This window comes from Nocardia sp. NBC_00416 (assembly GCF_036032445.1).
Taxonomy (GTDB): domain Bacteria; phylum Actinomycetota; class Actinomycetes; order Mycobacteriales; family Mycobacteriaceae; genus Nocardia.
Genome location: NZ_CP107932.1, coordinates 364,452 through 380,532, shown reverse-complemented (window position 1 = coordinate 380,532; position 16,081 = coordinate 364,452). Strand labels below are relative to the sequence as shown.

The window sequence follows — 16,081 nt, the reverse complement described above, 5'->3', positions numbered from 1 at the left end:
GCCGGCGCCCGGTGGCATGGTGACCAGCCAGCAGCTCCGCACCACGGGCGGCGGGATCGCGACGGCGGCACGGAGACCGTCGCGCACCTGTCGATCGACCACCGGTCAGCGGAACCGGCTGCCCCACAGGCTATCTCGAAGCAACCGCCATCCCGGCCGTTTACTTGGCCAGGCGAACGACTTCGGGGCACACTTTAGGTGACGACGTTCGACGCGCCGATCGAACGCGGGGGCGAGGACACCGAATATGAGAATTAGGCCGCGGCAGCAGCTGCTGGACCTGTGGCGGGCCGTGCTGGCCTGCTCCTACCGGGACGACAAGTGGAGCTGGGGCGGCCGCGACGGCGCCAATTCGATCAGCGACGCCGAGCAGTTGCTGTGCCTGCTGTATCCGGCCGCCGAACTCGAGGCGTTCGCACTGGATCAGCCCGACGATATGGCGACCGACGCCAGACTCGCGCTGGACCCGTTCGGTGAGGAGACCCGGATCGGCGGCGTCCTGGTCCACCTTCTCGAGGACTACTTGGCGCGCTACACCGGACCCGACGGGAACCCGGTCTTCGCCGCCGGCAGCTACTTCCGCTCCGCCGACGACCATCGCCCACCCGCCGACGCCCAGCTCGCTTTGGAAGTCGTCGACTCCTATTCCATGTCGCTGAGCTTGTGTATCGCCGCATTGCGGTTCCTGCGTGGATTCCAGCGCTTCGTCGGCGGCGAGGTCCGGCGCGAGGCCCGGCAATTGAACGACCGCATCCCCCTGGTGATCGACGCGGTCGGTGCACGTCTCACCGCGGCGATGGCCGGCCTGGTGCGCAGTTTCGTGATCCACACGCCGGAGCCGAAATCCGAGGCCGGGCAAGCGATCCTGCACATGATCAACCAGAACCACGCCCCCGCCGAGGACGTCATCAGGCGGCTGTCGGCCCGGCTCGAGCGGCTGCGGGTCCAGGCCGCCAACGAGGTCCGGCTCAGCCAGGCCACCGAGGTGGATGTCGCCGACGACGAGCGGTTGTTCGAATGCGGCTGGGGCTGGGGCATCGTGCGCACCGCCGAACCGATCGATTTCGTCCCCGGCGAGGCCGGCAGCGCGGTCGGACACGCCGAACCCCGCCCCTACCTGTATTTCACCGCGGTCGCGTTGGACGGGATCATCGACCTGTCCTCGCAGCGCATCCGGGAACTGGATCTGCTGACCGACGAACAGCGCAAACTCGCCGACGCGCTCCAGCTGCGATTCGAACTGGCCCGCAACTACTGGTCCACCGTGGCGCGCTTCGGCGGGGGCCGCTGGCCGCTGGAGGACATCCCGTGGCGCACCTCCGACGGCGAGGAATCGGATTATTTCAGTCTCACCGTCGCGGCGATCCTCATCCAGGACCTGGTCTACCGGGACAGCACCGAGGATCTGGCACGCACGGTGGCCGTGTTCGATCAGCTGGCGCGCCGGGGCCGGATCACCAGCCGCCTCACCGCCGGCGACGCCGCCGCCGTGCTGCACTATCCCGGCGTTCGGCTGGGTCTGGCCGGTAGCGAGGACATCGGCGGCGGCCCCGCGCTGCTGTGGTACGTCCCGGATTTCGTGACGATGATGCTCAAACGCAGTTTGCAGGCGGCGCGGCTGCGCACCGACGTCGATACCCGCGATCAGCTGATGGCGCTCGCGGAAGCGGCCATGGACCATCTCGACCAGCGCATACAGCGCGACGGCCCGGCCGCCGGTCTGTGGGACGATCCCGGGGCGCTGCTCGGCCCCGCGCCGTCGGTGCCCGCCGGCCCGTCCTGGTTCGTCACCGAACGGGTGATGGAATGCCTGGTGATCGCCTACGACACCTTCCGCGAACCACCGCTGGCGCCCGCGACCATGGTCGCCCGCGCGGTCGATCTGCTGAGTGAGGCCGAGCACCTGCTCAACCAGGAAGAACTCGAGGTCGAGGGCAGCGATCTGACTCCGAAACAGGCTGCGGTGAACCGTATCCGGCAGTCGTTGGACCGGGCGCGCGGAGTACTGCACGAGCGCCCGGGCACGGCCTACAGTCTGGCCACCCAGGCCCTGATCCAGCTCGACGAACTGGCCTACGCGCGCCAGGACGCGACGCGGTGAGGGTGGCGTAGGTGCTGGTTTTCTCCACTTCCGACAAGGGCGGCACCGGACGTTCGGTGACCAGCTGCAATATCGCGTACCGGCTGTGCATGTCGGGCCGCAACGTCGCCTATGTCGACTTCGACTTCGGCTCCCCCACCGCCGGAGCGCTGTTCGAGATCAGCGCGGTCGAACGGGGTATCGCCGACGGCGGCGTGCACTCCTACCTGCTCGGCCAGAGCGGCACCGCGGCCCGGGTCGATGTGGGTACCGCTACCGACAGATCCGAACTCAAGCGCATCGCTCCCCGATCCGGACGGCTCGTGCTGTTCCCGGGCGACGAGGGCGGCGCCGAATTCCTCACCGCCGACGACGCGGTGGTGACCCGGTGCGCGGAACTGCTGGTGGCGCTGGAACAGGAGTTCCGGGTGGTGGTGGTCGATCTGAGCGCGGGCCGGTCGGTCGCGCTGGAGATCGCCCTGCAGGCGACCGCGCTGCCGCAACTGCGCAGGCGCACCGCGCGCTGGCTGATCTTCCATCGCTGGACCCGCCAGCACATCCTGGCGGCCGCCGGGCTGGTCTACGGCCCGCACGGTCTGCTGCAGACCGGCGCGGCCTGCGGCCACGACCCCGATGAACTGCTCGGCTCCACCCGCTATATCCGCACCGCGGTACCCGCCGCCGATTCCCATCTGACCGCGCAGCGCGCCGCACAGGCCGCGTGGCTGCAGGAACAGGATGTGGCGCTGCGCCGGCTGGCCACCGCCAACCGGCTCGGCGCGACGGCGGTACTCGGCGCGACCCCGATGGAACCGGTGCTGCAATGGCGCGAACAGCTGATCCTGGACAGTGATGTCAACGCCCACATCGCCAATCACGAAACCGCGCTGGCCTATACCGAACTGGCCCGGCGCCTGGTGGACGTCGCCAGTTGGGAGAGGCTCTAGATGCGGGACAGGCAGGTTTACAGTGAGGCCACCGAGCAGCCATGGATCGCGCCGGTTCCGTTATCGCATCTGTCGATCGAGGTCGGGCACTTCTATCTCAACGACATCGTCGGCGATATCGACAGGGTGAAATCGGAGTTCCGCCGCATCGTGCCGTTGGTGGCGGCTTTCGTCGAATCGGCGCGTGTGCGGTTCGGTCCCGACGTCCGGGTCAGCACCTGCTACCTGATCGACGACTACTTCCAGCCCGATACCGATCCTGTCGAGATCCTCGGCAAATTGCTCACTGCCGCTGCCGAATCCGGTCTGACCATCGACTACCTAGCGCGTGAGTCGGGCTGCTGGCAGACCTCGCAATTCGTCGACGGGGTCCCGCTGGGCGAACCGATACCGGTGGCCGAGATGGTGGCCGCGCGGATAGTCGCCGAACCGGCGCCGCCCGATACCGGGCGCCGGCCGCCCACCGTCCAATCGGGGTGGCTGTGCAACGGCCGCCGGTCCTCGGAACACGAACCGGCCCAGGCCATGCGGGGGCGCAGCTACGAACCGCCCGAGGAGTTCGGCCGGCGCGAGCACTCCATCTTCCTGGATGTGCAGTTGTGGAGCACCCAGGACGGGGTCACCCGCTGGTCGTGTCCGTTCCTGGCCGCGGTCTGGCATCTGCTCCGACTGGGCATGCTGCGGTATCACGGTGCCGCCGTGGTGGAACCGCAGCTGTGGCGCGGTGAGCCGTGGCCGCGGCGCTGGCACGAGGTGCCGCCGGTCGTGCAGCTCAACCCCGACGCGGCGCCGTTCGCGGCGTACCAGACTTTGTCGATGCTGCCCAAGCGCTATATCGGTATCGAACACTCGGTGCGCCTGGTACTCGATCACCTGGATCTGGACGACGACGTGCTCGCGCAGACCATCGCGGCGGGCGCCGCGGACGAGGTGCCGGTCACGGTACCGCGCAAGATCAGCGAGCGACTGTCCCACCTGCTGCTCGACGGGTCCTGAGATGGCCGCGACCGCACCTCTGGTCGTCCTCGGCGAGGTACGCACCTGCCTGTTGCCGTCTGCCACGGCGCTCACCCGCGCCGAGGCGGGTGAACTGCTGGCGCTGCTGCCCGGCTGCGCGATCTCGTGGAAGGAAAGGCCGGGCACACTGGGCCTCTCCCCGACCACGGCCGTCGGGGTGCATTGCGATCTGATGCTGGGCGAGGAGGTCGCCCGCATCGTCGGGACCGTGGCCACCAGCCTCGCGCTGGTGGGCGGGCGCGTACTGCAATCCTCGGCGCGCACCCGGGTCGTGCGCGCGTCGGAGCGCCGTCGCCAGACCTGGTCCCACTACATAAGCCAGAAGGGAGTCACCGAGGTCGTCAACCGGATCCCGGAGCGGATGGCGGCCGGAACCGCCCTGGCCGACGGCTATCTCGCCGACCGAGCCCATCCCGGCACGGCCCCACTCGATCTGGCGTCGATCAGCGAACGCCTGCTGGCCCGAGTACGCGCGGACTCCCGGCTGGACCAGAATCCGCCGGTGCAGACCGGGACGACCCGGCTGCGCTGGACCGCGCGGGTGGGCGGCAGCAGCGGACCGGCCGCCACGCTGCACATGGACGACGATACGGTCCGCTCGGTCCGGCTGATCGTGCGCGACGAGGCGGACCTCGCGGCGGCACAACGGTTCTGCGAGGATCTCGCGGCGCACGATTGGTTACTGACGGTGCTGGCCGGCGTTCTCGACGAGGCCGACCGTTTCACACCGCACAGCCGCGAGCGGATCGATATCCTCGCCCCGGCACTGGAACATCTGCCCGGGCTCTGGATGCCCGGCGCGCACACGCCACCGGTGCTGCGCGCACTGTGGAAGGAACTGCAGACCGATCCCGGTTTCTCCCGGCAGTGGAACACGCTGGTCGGCCGGCTGCGCGACAATATCGCGGTCGCGACGCTGTCCGCGCTGCGGCACAAGATCTTCGACGCCGAATGGTGAGCCCGCGCGATCACATCCGGAACCATTTGCGCACCAGCAGTGCGAAGAAGACCGACATCGATACCGCGCCGGTCCACGCCTCGACCACGAACAGCACCTTCGTGGCGCTGTGCAACTCCTTCGTATCACCGAGTCCGGGCGGGTTCAGGAAACTCGTCACACCCATGTAGACGGTGTCCGCCGGGCCCTGGACGTTGCCCAGCAGCAGGGCGACCCCGGTGAACAGCAGCATCTGCAGAACCACCCACACCAACAGCCAGGACGGCCGGTAGCCGTGGCCGCAGAGGATGTAGGACCCCTGTCCGGCCCACCGGCGCAATCCCAGTGGCAGCGCCCTGGTATTCGCCCGCGCGAGTTGCAGACCGCAGCGGTCCTCGGCGTCGTCGTCCTCGTTCACGCGGTACAGCGCCATCGCCCGCCGGAAAGCCAGGGCCGCGTGCGTGGCCAATCCGGCGGCCGACAGTTGCGCGCCGATCACCTCGTATTCCTCTGCCAGCAGGGTGTTCTGGCGAGCACTGAGGCGTAACGGACCCCGGAACTCCACTTCCGCGGCCATGAGCGCGGCGAGTACCGCACTGGGTACCAGCCAGCCCTCTTCGTCGTCGCGCGGATCGCGAGCCGCTTCGTAGAGATGCGGGAAGACCAGGGTGTCGGAATGGCGTCGGCGCGCACTGGGCGGATCGTAATCGTCCAGAACCGCCTCGACGTGCACGGCGAAGGAATCGAGTGTCATCCGCTCGGGATGCGGGGCGGCATCCAGATCGGAGGTGTATGCCGCTGCGTGCCTGGCGATCCGGGTCGAGACCGACGCCACGAACGGCGAGATCTCGCCCATGTCGCCAGTCTAGCGATCAGGGACGCAGCGCGAATTCGTAGAGGTCGCGGGGCTCACCCGAGCCGAAGTAGCGGTCGTCGTGTTCGACGAATTCGAAACCGGCCTGTTTGAACAGGTTCCCGGCCGGGTGATTATCCGGCCGGACGGTGAGAGACACGGTGTCGGCGCCCAGTTCCCGGCATACGTGCAGGGTCTGGTTCAGCAGGGCGCGACCGAAGCCGGCGCCCTGGTACCGCTTGGCCACCGCGAAGGTGAACAACAGCGCGCGCCCCGACTTCTCCAGGGTGAGTGCGTAACCGATGACCGTGCCGCCGGCTTCGGCGACCAGCCATTCCGATCCGTGCAGGTCGTAGAGTTGGCGCAGCATGAGGTACAGGTACGGTTCACCGAAGACCTCGGCCTCGATGGCCGCGATATCCTCGAGATCGGCAAAGCGGGCCTGCCGATATACCGGCTGTGGCGCCTCCGCGTTATCCATGTGCTCCCTCGTGCCAGGGCATATGCCGTCCGATACCAGCCTAGAACGTCAACTCGCCGACCGCGCCAGTGTAGGGGTCGCGCAACCGTTCTGTGATGCGGGCGGCTCCTGGTGTCGGCATACCCGATCGCTCGCGCTCGACACAGCGGCGGCGATATCGATCGCGTTCGCCTCGCCCGGCCTTGACCTGAACAATACTCGAGGAAGCAAGGTGATTCCGGAGCGGCACACCAGCGGCCGCCCGGCACATCACCTGGAGGAATTGTGGACATCGCCGCCGACACCGGCTCTCCCGCCGAGCCCTTGCACGTCGCCGTCATCCTCGGCAGCAGTCGAGACGGACGTTTCGCGCCGACGGTCGGGGATTGGTTCCTGAACAGAGCCGCGCACCACCCGAACCTGTCGCCGACCAGCGTCGACGTCGCGACCACCGAACTCCCCCACACCTTCGGCGCGCCCGCCCCGGCGATCGCCGGACCCCGGGCGACGCTCGCCGAGGCGGATGCCTTCGTCGTCGTCACCCCCGAGTACAACCACAGCTACCCCGGCACACTGAAGAACTTCATCGATCTGCATTTCGCGGAGTGGCAGGCCAAACCCGTGGGCTTCGTGAGCTACGGCGGGATATCGGGCGGGCTACGGGCGATAGAACACCTGCGCGCCGTGTTCGCCGAATTGCACGCCGTCACGATCCGGGACACGGTCAGCCTCCACAACCCCTGGGGACAGCGGGACGAAGCGGGCGCTCTGGTGGCCGACTCCGGCGCCGATGCCGCGGCGACCACCATGCTGAACCAGCTCACCTGGTGGGGCGACGCACTGCGCACTGCCCGCGCGGCCCGCCCGTACCTCGGCTGAACCACCCCGCGCGCGGGCGCCGACGGCGGACCACCTGCCCGGATATGCCGTAATCGCTGTCGGAGCCCGCGCATACGATGCTCCGGTGACCGAATACGACCACCTCGATACCTCGACCCTGCCGGTACGCCAGCGCCGCATTCTCGTGGCGATCCGAGAGTGGGTGGTACGGCACGGATACCCGCCGAACACCCGGCAGCTGGGCGACGCGGTCGGACTGCGCTCGACCTCGTCGGTGTCGAGGCATCTGAAGGGTTTGGAGGAGAAGGGTTTCCTGCGACGCGGTGACGGTATGTCCCGGCCGATGGATATCCGGTTGTTCCTCGACACCGGCGGGGAGCGGCAGCCGGACCGGGACGCTGTCGCGGTACCGGTCGTCGGCGATATCGCCGCCGGCGCCCCGATCCTCGCCGACGAGCACACCGACGATGTACTCACCCTGCCGCGGGAACTCGTGGGCCGGGGCACCGTATTCGGACTGCGGGTACGGGGCGACTCGATGGTGGACGCCGCGATCTGCGACGGCGATCTCGTGGTGGTGCGCCGCCAACCCGACGCGCAGACCGGAGAGATCGTCGCCGCGATGCTCGACGGGGAGGCCACGGTGAAGGTGTTCCGGCGCCGGGGCGGCCATGTGTACCTGGAACCGCGCAACCCCGCCTACGACGTGCTCGACGGGGACCGGGCGGTGGTACTGGGCAAGGTCGTATCCGTCATGCGCCGGATGTGAGCGCGACGGCCGGGTTCGCCCGCCCGCGGGCGGCGACAAGGCGATGGTGCATGATCGAACGCATGGGTGCTGACCCGGGACCACGGGTCCCCGAGAACCTCGACGATTTCCGCGCACTCGCGCGCACCCGGCTGGACTCGTTCCCGCGGATCGCGGTACCGGATACCGACGGAATGCGCCGCGCGGCCGTGGTCCTGTGCGTGGTGGATACGGGCGGATCGCTGGCGGTACTCGTCATCAGACGGGCCTACCAGGGCCGTAACGCCGGGCAGTGGGCGCTGCCGGGCGGACGGGTGGAAGCCGGCGAAACGTTGGAGCAGGCCGCCATCCGCGAGCTCCACGAAGAGCTCGGCCTGACGACCGGCCCCGAGGACGTTCTCGGTGTGCTCGACGATTTCCCGGCCGCTTCGGGCTTCGCCATCACCCCCATCGTGGCGACGCTCACCGATATCACCCGGCTCGCACCGAATCCGGACGAGGTCCACTCGGTGCACCGGGCCGATTTCGCCCGTTTGGCCGCCGACGACACTCCGCACTGGGTCCCGCGCAGCGCCGCCCGGATGCACGAGGCGACACCGGCCGCCGAGGTCCCGCCGGGGGAACCGGGACTGCTGCAGATGCGATTGGGCCCGGAAATGACCATCCACGCCCCCACCGGCGCCATGCTGTGGCAGTTCCGGGAAGTGGTGCTGCTGGGTAGCGATCCGGCGGCGGCGCGGGTCGCGGATTTCGCGCAGCCGGACTGGACGCACCACTGACCTGCCCATGATGCACCCCGTCGGCGCGAAACGAGGATCAGGCGCCGGGCCGCACGCCCGGTTCGCCCGCGGCCGCATGCCCCGGGAGCACGCAGACCGCGTCGAGTCCGAGGACGTGATTGAGGCGGCCGAACGCGAGCCAGGAACCGAGGCACATGCTCAACTCCACGATTTCGGCCTGGCTGTAGTGGGCCGTTATCCGGGCCCAGAAGTCCTCGTCGAGGTTGTGGTGATCGAGGGCATAGCGTTCGGCGTATTCGGCCGCCAGACGCGCGCGGTCGTCCAGCACGTCGGTGCCGCGCCAGTCGGCGACGGCGGCGTCGAATCCCGCCTCGACTTTCTGCCCGTCGCGTTCGGTACGCCAGTCCAGGCAGAACACGCACCCGTTGATCTGGGCGATCCGCAGCCGCGCCGCCTCGAATTCGCGTAGCCCGAGGGTGGTGTGCGAGTACACCGCCAGCGAGAAATTCGAGGCGGCGATACCGATACCGGGGACCATCTCACCCCATACGTATCCGATGGGGTCCTTGCCTTCGGGGATGTCAACTCTCATGACCGTTCCTTCCCAGCTTTCCGGCCGCCGGCCGCAGCGGCACATCGAGCGCGTCGTAGAGCCCGGGTTCGGCGGCCGCGAGCCAGTCGATCGCGCCGACCAGGCGTCCCACGGCGGTGGCGTTGCCGCCGGCCGCGTAGTTGTCGCCCTCGTCGGTCGCTTCGACGGTGACCTCGATCCGCGGACGTCCTTCGATGATCACCCGGTGCGCGCCCTCGCCGTTCGGCGGCGCGGGCCATTGCGGCGCGCACGAGGGATGGATCCGGGTGATGTGTTCGACCACGATCCGTGGTTCGCCTGCCACGATGCCCTGTACCTCGAACCGCATCGCGCCCTGGGTGCCGGCGTCGAACTTGCCCATCGTCGCGGTGTCGACCGTGGTCTCCAAGGGGAGCCGCTGCAGCGTCTCGCGGACCTCGTCCAGCTCGACCCCGAGCGCCCGGGCGATCAACCGGACCTGCCCGCCCCAGACCATCGTCGGCACGCCGGGCATCACCATCGGCGGCACCTGGTCCATGGGCTGGCCCATACCCACCAGGTAGCGGACGGAATCGGGCTGGTCGTAGGTCGAGTAGTCGAAGATCTCCTGGCATCGGACCACGTCCACGACACTGCCGAGACCGCTGATCAGCACCGGCAGCACATCATTGCCCCAGCCGGGGTCGATTCCGGACACGAACAGTGAGCCGCCGCCCGATTCGATCGCCGCCAGGATCGGGTCGCGGAACTCCGGTGGGGCGCCGCGCTGGTCGTAGAGCGCGTACAGCGCCGGCGTGACCACTACGGCGCCGGCCCCGATCGCGCGGACGATATCCGCGAGGGCGTCGTCGGGCCGGATATCGCCCGAGGCGGCGTACACCACCGCATCCGGACGGCCGGCCAGCACCGCGTCGATATCGGTGGTGGCCGGTACGCCCAGCGTCCGGTCCAGGCCGGCCAGGTCGCCCGCGTCCCGGCCGTTCTTGGCCGGATCGTGGACGAGCACCGCCGTCAGCGTCAGTGCGGGATGCGCGTCGACCGCCCGTATCGCGGCGCGGCCCACGTTGCCGGTCCCCCAGACAACCGTCGAGATCATCGGCGAATTCTAACAAGCGCTTGGTTGTCGAGGAGCGTTTCCGCGAGCTCGGACCGCGCACCCCGGCCACGGCGTCGCCCGGGCCGCACCCTTATCGAACCCTCACCGAACTCCGGGAGATCCCCCAAGAACAGACCGTAGAGTCCGCTTCCGTGATCAAGAGTCAGGTTCGGGCGGCCTCCATCGCTCTCGTCCTCGCGGGCGCGGTGACCGCCGGCGCCACCGCGTACTTCCGCCCATCCGTCGCGCCGACCGGAATCGCGCTGGTCAACGCCGATACCGGCCCGACAGGCGAGCAGGTGGTCGAGGCGGTGCGCAAGGCCGGCGGCTACGACTGGAAAGCCGTCCCCGCCGAGGCCGCCGACACCACCGCTTACGCCGCGGTGATCACCCTGCCCGCCGACCTGACCGATGCCATGGCGACACTCGGCGGCGCCGAACCGCGCCGGGCCCGGCTCACCGTCGATATCCATCGTGATGCCGACGCCGACACCGTGGAGGGCGCCATCGCGACCGTCACGGACCGGATCAGCGCGGCCGGGATAGCAGCCGCGCTCGCGGCCACGGCACAGGCCCGAACCGCTATCTCCTCCGCCCAGTTCACCGCGCAAATGCTGGGCGCCGGAGTGAACGCGGCCACGGCGGGCGCCGCGGAGTTCGATGCCGGCTCCGCACAGCTGATCGAACTGCTGGACAACGCGGAAAACGGTGTCGCGCAGCTGACTTCGTCCATCGATGCACTGCGCTCGACCATCGCGGGCGCCGCCGGGCAGGCCGGGCAACTGGCCACCGCACTGGACGGCACCGGGATCACGGTCGATCAGGTGCGGCAGTCCTCGGCCGCGATGACCGCCGGCCTGGACGAGATCCTGCCGCTGCTGCGCGGATTGCCGTTCGCTGACGACGCCAGGGTCGCCGACACCGTCACGAAACTCCAGGCGGTACGGGATGTCTCCGCACAGGCGAGCACTCAGCTGAACGGGCTCGCGGACTTGTCGGGGGTACCCATCGATCCGGGCACCGATCTCGGGGCTCTACTGCGCGGCATGGCAGAACGGCTGAATACGGTTGCCGGACAGCTGGACCGCGGCGCCGATCTCGCCGCGGAGATTCCCGGGCGCGCCCAGGAGGGCGGAACACAACTGCTCGCGGCCGCCGACCTGATCGAAACGGGAATCGCGCAACTCCAGCAGCTGACGACCAACCTGGGCACCCGGATCGGCGAGGCGGCGGCGGCCGTCCCACCACGTGGTCCCGCCCAGCAGTCCGCGTTGGCGCAGGCGCTCAGCAACCCCGTCGATATCGTGCGGAACTGATTCGCCCCCGATTCACCCATGCCCGGCCCCGCCGTGACGTGGCCCATCTCTCCGCCCACGGGAATGCCGCTACGTGCCGATATCCGTATCGTTGATCCGGTGACGGAATTCCTCACGGAGACAACGGAATCGGATTTGCCGTCGGTTACCAGGATGTTACTGCGCGCTGACGGATCCATGACGAGATTGCTGGAGGCGCTGATCGGCCTGCCACTCGTTCTCGACCTGACCGATCAGCATGTCACCACCGGCGCGACCCTCGACCACACTGTGCGCGCGGCACTGGGCTGCGACGACACCGATCCGGTGGTCGTACGACAGTCGACTCTCACCACAGCCGACGGCGCGGCGGTATCGCTGAACCGGGTGACCATCATGGCGACCGACCATGAGCTCACCACGCTGCTCACCGACGACCGGCTGCCCATCGGCCACAGTCTGGCCGCCGCGCGCCGCCACCTCGCGCGCACCGTGCTCGGCGCGGGCGTAGCGCGATGGCCGACGCCGGGCGGGCAGGAAGGGCTGCCCTGCGCATACAAGGAGAGCGTGCTCTCCGACTCCGGATCGCGCGCGGTGGCGCATCTGCACGAGCGGTTCAACCCCGCCTACGCGCCACTGGGGTCGACCCGGTGAAAGTACTGATCGTCGGCTCCGGAATAGGCGGACTGACGACGGCACTGAGCCTGCACGCGAGCGGAATCGATGTTCAGGTGATCGACCGGGTGGAGCAGCTGCGCCCACTCGGCGTCGGTATCAATCTCCTACCGCACGCGACCGGCGCCCTGGTCGAACTCGGCCTGGCCGACGCCCTGGCCGCACAGGCGATAGCCACGTCCGAATTGGTCCACTTCGACAGGTTCGGCAACGAGATCTGGCGCGAACCGCGTGGGCTGGCCGCCGGACATCCGTGGCCGCAGTATTCGGTCCATCGCGGCCGCCTGCAGACAGTGCTGCTGGACGCGCTGCGCGATCGCCTCGGCGATGACGCCGTGCGCACGGGACATCACTTCACCGCGGCGACACAGGAGGACGACCGGGTCCGCGCGGTGGTCCACGATCGGCGGCGCGATACCGCAGTGGAACTGACCGCGGATGTCCTCATCGGCGCCGACGGTCTGCACTCCGCGGTCCGGGCGCATCTGTACCCGGACGAGGGCGCGCCGGGCTGGAACGGTATCCGGATGTGGCGCGGGGTGGCCGCGGCGCCGCCGTTCCTCACCGGCGCGTCGATGGTGATGGCCGGGAGCAATCACGCCGCCAAGCTCGTTGCCTACCCGCTCTCTCCCGTGGAGCCCGGCCAGGACACCGTGCTGGTCAACTGGGTGGCCGAGGTGCAGATGCCCGACGGGGCCCAGGGCGAAGCCGAATGGACCCGCACCGGACGTCTCGACGATGTGCTGCCGTACTACCACGACTGGCATATCGGCGGCCTGGACGCCGGTGCGCTGCTGGCGGGCAGCGAGACCATCCTCGAATATCCGATGGTCGACCGGGATCCGTTGCCGCGCTGGAGCTTCGGGCGTATCACGCTGCTCGGCGACGCCGCGCACCCGATGTATCCCGTCGGATCCAACGGCGGTTCGCAGGCCATCCTGGACGCCCGGGCGGTCGCCGCGGCGCTGGAGGGGTCGACCGACCCCGTCACCGCCTTGGCGGCCTACGACCGCGCGCGCCGCGAGGCGGCCAACTCGGTGGTGCTCGCCAACCGGGATATCCCGATGGATCACACCCTGCGGATCGTGGCGCAGCGAGCACCCGAGGGCTTCGCCCGCATCCAGGACGTGCTGACCGCGCAGGAATTGCGGGCGATCACCGACGGCTACCGCCGGGTGAGCGCGATCCGGTAGCCCTCGCCGCGGCGACGACCGCGCGTCACCCCGCCTCGGGGAGCTGCTCGCCCTGCACCACCTGGATGTCCAGGTCGAGTTTGACCGTGGTCCCGACCGCGGCGACACCCGCACGGACCACGGCGTTGTAGTCGATGGCGAAATCATCGCGGCGCAAGGTCGTTTCGGCGTGGAACGCGGCACGCACCCCGCCCCAGGGGTCGGCACCGAACCCGCCGTAGGTGAGCGCGAGGTCGACGGGGCGACGCTGGCCGTGCAGAGCCAGCTCGCCCGACATCACCCAGGTGTCGCCGCCGGTGCGGCTCATCCCGGTGCTGCGGAACGAGATGAGCGGATAGTTCTCGACGTCCAGGAAATCGCTGGACCGCAGATGGTTGTCGCGCATCTCGATACCGGTATCGATCGCGGCGGCCTTGATCTCGGCATATCCGGCGGACTGTTCGAATCGGTCGGCGATGTCCAGCCGGCCGCTCACCTCGGCGAACCGCGCCTTGATACTGGAGATGCCCAGGTGACGCGCGGTGGCGATCACCGAGGAGTGCACCGGGTCGATGGTCCACGGTCCGGCCGGCGGCAGCGCGACCGCGTCGACCACGGGAGCCAGAGCCACCTCACCGAGTGAACCCGTTCCCGACGAGGAGATCTGCACGGCCCGCGCCGCCGGCTGATATCCGGCGGCGGTCAGCACCGCAGTGTGCACGCCCGGACGCAACGGCTCGGTGGACACCGCCCCGTTCTCGTCGGAGAGCGCGCGGCAGATCTGCCGACCGCGCATATCCGTCACGGTCAGGACCGCGTCGGGTACCGGCCAGCCGTCGGCGCCCTGGATGCGGCCGGTCAAACCGGACATGAGCATCACCTTTTCACCCTCAGAGTTGATTAGCACAAGCAACTAGTTGCCGATCACGAATATACCCACGGCGGATCCACGCCGACAGAGCGGCCGCCCAGCAGGGTGCGCGATCAGCCTTCGACAACGCGCAGGGCGCCGCCGATCCGGGTGAACGCCGTGGGCGTGCGCGGGCGGACGAGCCCCGCGCATTCCGGAGTATGCGGTTTCTCCGGTCGACTGCCGGGTATCGCGAGCGCGTCCGGCACACCACCGCTGCGAGCCGGAACCGCGGCGCCCCGGCCGGAAATGCCCAGTTCGACGACCACAGCGTTCGGAGGAACCATGGAGATCGGCTACAAACTCGCCGCCGAAGGGTTCGGCCCCACCGAACTCGTCCGGCAAGCCGTCGGAGCCGAAGCGGCCGGTTTCGATTTCGTCGAGATCAGCGACCATTTCCATCCGTGGCTGGACAATCAGGGTCATTCGCCGTTCGTCTGGACCGTGCTCGGCGCGATCGCGGCGGAGACAGAACGGATAGGACTCGCCACCGGCGTCACCTGCCCGACGGTGCGCTACCACCCGGCGATCATCGCGCAGGCCGCCGCGACACTCGCACTGCTGTCCGAAGGCCGGTTCACCCTTGGCATCGGGTCCGGGGAACGCCTCAACGAACATATCGTCGGCGACGGATTCCCCGGCGATGTCGCCGGCCGGCACCGGCTCCTGCGGGAAGCCCTGGAGATCATCCGGTTGCTGTGGCGCGGCGGGTACCGGTCCTACGACGGCCGGTATCTGAAGCTGTCGGACGCCCGCGTCTTCGACCTGCCCGAGGAACTTCCGGTGATCGCGGTTGCCGCAGGCGGGAGCGGCGCCGCCGAGATCGCCGCCGAACTGGGTGACGGACTCTTCGCCACCGAACCGAGGGCGCGGCTGGTGGCGACATACGAGGCGGCCGGCGGCGACGGCCCGCGCTACGCCGAGGTGCCCATGGCATGGGCGCCGGACGAGCACACCGGTGCGCGCGCCGCCCTGGAAACCTCGCGCTGGGCGCTCACCGGCTGGAAGGTGATGAGCGAGCTGCCCAATCCGGTGAATTTCGAGGCTGCGTCCGCCGCGGTGCGCGAGGAGGACATCCTGGAGAAATTCGCCTGCGGTCCGGATCCGCAGCGCTACCTCGATATCGCGCAGCCGTTCGTGGACGCCGGTTTCGACCATCTGGTGATGCAGAACGCCGGTCCCGATCCGGACGGTTTCCTCGACTTCTACCGCACGGAACTGGATGGGCCGATGCGCAAACTGACGCGGCAGCCGGCCTGAGTGCCGCGTCCCGGACATCCCGGGACATCGACGCCGACACCCCACCGCGGACAGTCTGCACGAGCGCGCCCGATGTGTTAGGCCTGAAGTTCGCACACCCGTCGATTCGAGACAGGAGTACGAGATGGAGCGAGGAAACAGCAAACACGGACCGGCCCGCGACGACGAGCTGGCGCACGAATTACAGGGCACGCTGCTCGGGAACCGGTCCAGCCGGGCCGAGGAATGGCGCGACCCGGAACCGCCCGCCGACGACGACACACTCGTGAACGAGCGTATCGACCGGACCGAGCGACCGGGCGGAAGGATCTGACGCGCAGGCCCGGTCGCGGGTGCCTTCGCCCACGCGGTCGGGCCGGTGATCGATCGGCACCACGAACGCGGAACCGGCCGCCCTATCGCGAGGGCGGCCGGTTCGCTGTGTCAGTAGCCCTGTCCCGACGTGATCCGGGTCCGGCCCGGATCACCTCACCCACGGGC

General features: G+C 69.0%; 18 protein-coding genes. 12 read left to right on the top strand and 6 right to left on the bottom strand.

Annotation, left to right across the window (positions count from 1 at the left end; translation table 11 throughout):
• The first annotated feature begins 247 nt into the window (after window positions 1–247).
• From OG804_RS01850 to OG804_RS01835, 4 genes are read left to right on the top strand one after another with little or no spacing between them, the layout of a single operon-like run.
• Window positions 248–2,101, top strand: coding sequence for an SCO2524 family protein (locus OG804_RS01850; protein WP_328393191.1), 1,854 nt, complete (start codon window positions 248–250; stop codon window positions 2,099–2,101).
• A gap of 11 nt (window positions 2,102–2,112) precedes the next feature.
• Window positions 2,113–3,027: an SCO2523 family variant P-loop protein gene (locus tag OG804_RS01845; protein ID WP_328393189.1), complete on the top strand. Its 915-nt coding sequence runs from the start codon at window positions 2,113–2,115 to the stop codon at window positions 3,025–3,027.
• Window positions 3,028–4,023: an SCO2522 family protein gene (locus OG804_RS01840; protein ID WP_328393187.1), complete on the top strand. Its 996-nt coding sequence runs from the start codon at window positions 3,028–3,030 to the stop codon at window positions 4,021–4,023. It abuts the gene before it with no gap.
• A 1-nt stretch (window position 4,024) separates the two neighbouring features.
• The gene (locus tag OG804_RS01835; RefSeq protein ID WP_328393185.1) at window positions 4,025–5,002 is read left to right on the top strand and encodes an SCO2521 family protein; all 978 of its coding nucleotides are present in this window, start codon (window positions 4,025–4,027) and stop codon (window positions 5,000–5,002) included.
• Window positions 5,003–5,012: 10 nt separating this feature from the next.
• On the opposite strand, the gene OG804_RS01830 is transcribed toward OG804_RS01835, so the two are convergent.
• Together OG804_RS01830 and OG804_RS01825 are read right to left on the bottom strand one after the other, a co-directional pair.
• A complete protein-coding gene (locus OG804_RS01830; protein ID WP_328393183.1) occupies window positions 5,013–5,837 on the bottom strand; it encodes a hypothetical protein in 825 nt (274 codons plus the stop codon).
• A gap of 16 nt (window positions 5,838–5,853) precedes the next feature.
• Window positions 5,854–6,315 (bottom strand): GNAT family N-acetyltransferase, encoded by a 462-nt coding sequence (locus tag OG804_RS01825; protein ID WP_328393181.1) that lies wholly within the window; start codon window positions 6,313–6,315, stop codon window positions 5,854–5,856.
• Between the two features lie 270 nt (window positions 6,316–6,585).
• Here OG804_RS01825 and OG804_RS01820 point away from each other — a divergent pair, with 270 nt between their 5' ends.
• The 3 genes from OG804_RS01820 (at window position 6,586) to OG804_RS01810 (ending at window position 8,661) form a co-directional block, all read left to right on the top strand.
• Window positions 6,586–7,173 carry an NADPH-dependent FMN reductase gene (locus OG804_RS01820; RefSeq protein ID WP_442941845.1) on the top strand — a complete coding sequence of 196 codons (588 nt, stop codon included), beginning with the start codon at window positions 6,586–6,588 and terminating at the stop codon, window positions 7,171–7,173.
• A gap of 85 nt (window positions 7,174–7,258) precedes the next feature.
• Window positions 7,259–7,903 (top strand): transcriptional repressor LexA, encoded by a 645-nt coding sequence (lexA, locus tag OG804_RS01815; protein ID WP_328393177.1) that lies wholly within the window; start codon window positions 7,259–7,261, stop codon window positions 7,901–7,903.
• A gap of 62 nt (window positions 7,904–7,965) precedes the next feature.
• Window positions 7,966–8,661 carry an NUDIX hydrolase gene (locus OG804_RS01810; RefSeq protein ID WP_328393175.1) on the top strand — a complete coding sequence of 232 codons (696 nt, stop codon included), beginning with the start codon at window positions 7,966–7,968 and terminating at the stop codon, window positions 8,659–8,661.
• Window positions 8,662–8,698: 37 nt separating this feature from the next.
• Here the strand turns inward: OG804_RS01810 and OG804_RS01805 are convergent, their stop codons facing one another.
• Complete coding sequence (locus OG804_RS01805) at window positions 8,699–9,214, bottom strand: carboxymuconolactone decarboxylase family protein (RefSeq protein ID WP_328393173.1); 516 nt, start codon at window positions 9,212–9,214, stop codon at window positions 8,699–8,701.
• Window positions 9,204–10,289, bottom strand: a complete 1,086-nt coding sequence (locus tag OG804_RS01800) for an NAD(P)H-dependent amine dehydrogenase family protein (RefSeq protein ID WP_328393171.1) — start codon at window positions 10,287–10,289, stop codon at window positions 9,204–9,206. Before OG804_RS01800 ends, OG804_RS01805 begins: the two co-directional genes overlap by 11 nt.
• Window positions 10,290–10,441: 152 nt before the next feature.
• Between OG804_RS01800 and OG804_RS01795 the strand changes: the two genes are divergently transcribed.
• The 3 genes from OG804_RS01795 (at window position 10,442) to OG804_RS01785 (ending at window position 13,452) form a co-directional block, all read left to right on the top strand.
• A complete protein-coding gene (locus OG804_RS01795) occupies window positions 10,442–11,605 on the top strand; it encodes a hypothetical protein (protein WP_328393169.1) in 1,164 nt (387 codons plus the stop codon).
• A gap of 177 nt (window positions 11,606–11,782) precedes the next feature.
• Window positions 11,783–12,238 carry a hypothetical protein gene (locus tag OG804_RS01790; RefSeq protein ID WP_328393167.1) on the top strand — a complete coding sequence of 152 codons (456 nt, stop codon included), beginning with the start codon at window positions 11,783–11,785 and terminating at the stop codon, window positions 12,236–12,238.
• Complete coding sequence (locus OG804_RS01785; RefSeq protein WP_328393165.1) at window positions 12,235–13,452, top strand: flavin-dependent oxidoreductase; 1,218 nt, start codon at window positions 12,235–12,237, stop codon at window positions 13,450–13,452. Before OG804_RS01790 ends, OG804_RS01785 begins: the two co-directional genes overlap by 4 nt.
• A 25-nt stretch (window positions 13,453–13,477) precedes the next feature.
• Here the strand turns inward: OG804_RS01785 and OG804_RS01780 are convergent, their stop codons facing one another.
• Window positions 13,478–14,302 (bottom strand): YceI family protein, encoded by an 825-nt coding sequence (locus OG804_RS01780; protein WP_328393163.1) that lies wholly within the window; start codon window positions 14,300–14,302, stop codon window positions 13,478–13,480.
• Window positions 14,303–14,415: 113 nt separating this feature from the next.
• Window positions 14,416–14,628 (bottom strand): hypothetical protein, encoded by a 213-nt coding sequence (locus OG804_RS01775; RefSeq protein ID WP_328393161.1) that lies wholly within the window; start codon window positions 14,626–14,628, stop codon window positions 14,416–14,418.
• Between OG804_RS01775 and OG804_RS01770 the strand changes: the two genes are divergently transcribed.
• Together OG804_RS01770 and OG804_RS01765 are read left to right on the top strand one after the other, a co-directional pair.
• Window positions 14,627–15,601, top strand: a complete 975-nt coding sequence (locus OG804_RS01770; RefSeq protein ID WP_328393159.1) for a TIGR03557 family F420-dependent LLM class oxidoreductase — start codon at window positions 14,627–14,629, stop codon at window positions 15,599–15,601. The genes OG804_RS01775 and OG804_RS01770 overlap by 2 nt on opposite strands.
• A gap of 124 nt (window positions 15,602–15,725) precedes the next feature.
• Entirely contained in the window at window positions 15,726–15,914 is a 189-nt protein-coding gene (locus tag OG804_RS01765; RefSeq protein ID WP_328393158.1) for a hypothetical protein, read from the top strand.
• Window positions 15,915–16,081: the final 167 nt, after the last annotated feature.

Bases quoted from the DNA above. Each gene is read 5' to 3' on its own strand.
- OG804_RS01850 (WP_328393191.1), top strand. From the start codon at position 248: ATGAGAATTAGGCCGCGGCAGCAGCTGCTGGACCTGTGGCGGGCCGTG.
- OG804_RS01840 (WP_328393187.1), top strand. From the start codon at position 3,028: ATGCGGGACAGGCAGGTTTACAGTGAGGCCACCGAGCAGCCATGGATC.
- OG804_RS01835 (WP_328393185.1), top strand. From the start codon at position 4,025: ATGGCCGCGACCGCACCTCTGGTCGTCCTCGGCGAGGTACGCACCTGC.
- OG804_RS01830 (WP_328393183.1), bottom strand. From the start codon at position 5,837: ATGGGCGAGATCTCGCCGTTCGTGGCGTCGGTCTCGACCCGGATCGCC.
- OG804_RS01825 (WP_328393181.1), bottom strand. From the start codon at position 6,315: ATGGATAACGCGGAGGCGCCACAGCCGGTATATCGGCAGGCCCGCTTT.
- OG804_RS01810 (WP_328393175.1), top strand. From the start codon at position 7,966: ATGGGTGCTGACCCGGGACCACGGGTCCCCGAGAACCTCGACGATTTC.
- OG804_RS01805 (WP_328393173.1), bottom strand. From the start codon at position 9,214: ATGAGAGTTGACATCCCCGAAGGCAAGGACCCCATCGGATACGTATGG.
- OG804_RS01800 (WP_328393171.1), bottom strand. From the start codon at position 10,289: ATGATCTCGACGGTTGTCTGGGGGACCGGCAACGTGGGCCGCGCCGCG.
- OG804_RS01790 (WP_328393167.1), top strand. From the start codon at position 11,783: ATGACGAGATTGCTGGAGGCGCTGATCGGCCTGCCACTCGTTCTCGAC.
- OG804_RS01780 (WP_328393163.1), bottom strand. From the start codon at position 14,302: ATGTCCGGTTTGACCGGCCGCATCCAGGGCGCCGACGGCTGGCCGGTA.
- OG804_RS01770 (WP_328393159.1), top strand. From the start codon at position 14,627: ATGGAGATCGGCTACAAACTCGCCGCCGAAGGGTTCGGCCCCACCGAA.
- OG804_RS01775 (WP_328393161.1), bottom strand. From the start codon at position 14,628: ATGGTTCCTCCGAACGCTGTGGTCGTCGAACTGGGCATTTCCGGCCGG.
- OG804_RS01765 (WP_328393158.1), top strand. From the start codon at position 15,726: ATGGAGCGAGGAAACAGCAAACACGGACCGGCCCGCGACGACGAGCTG.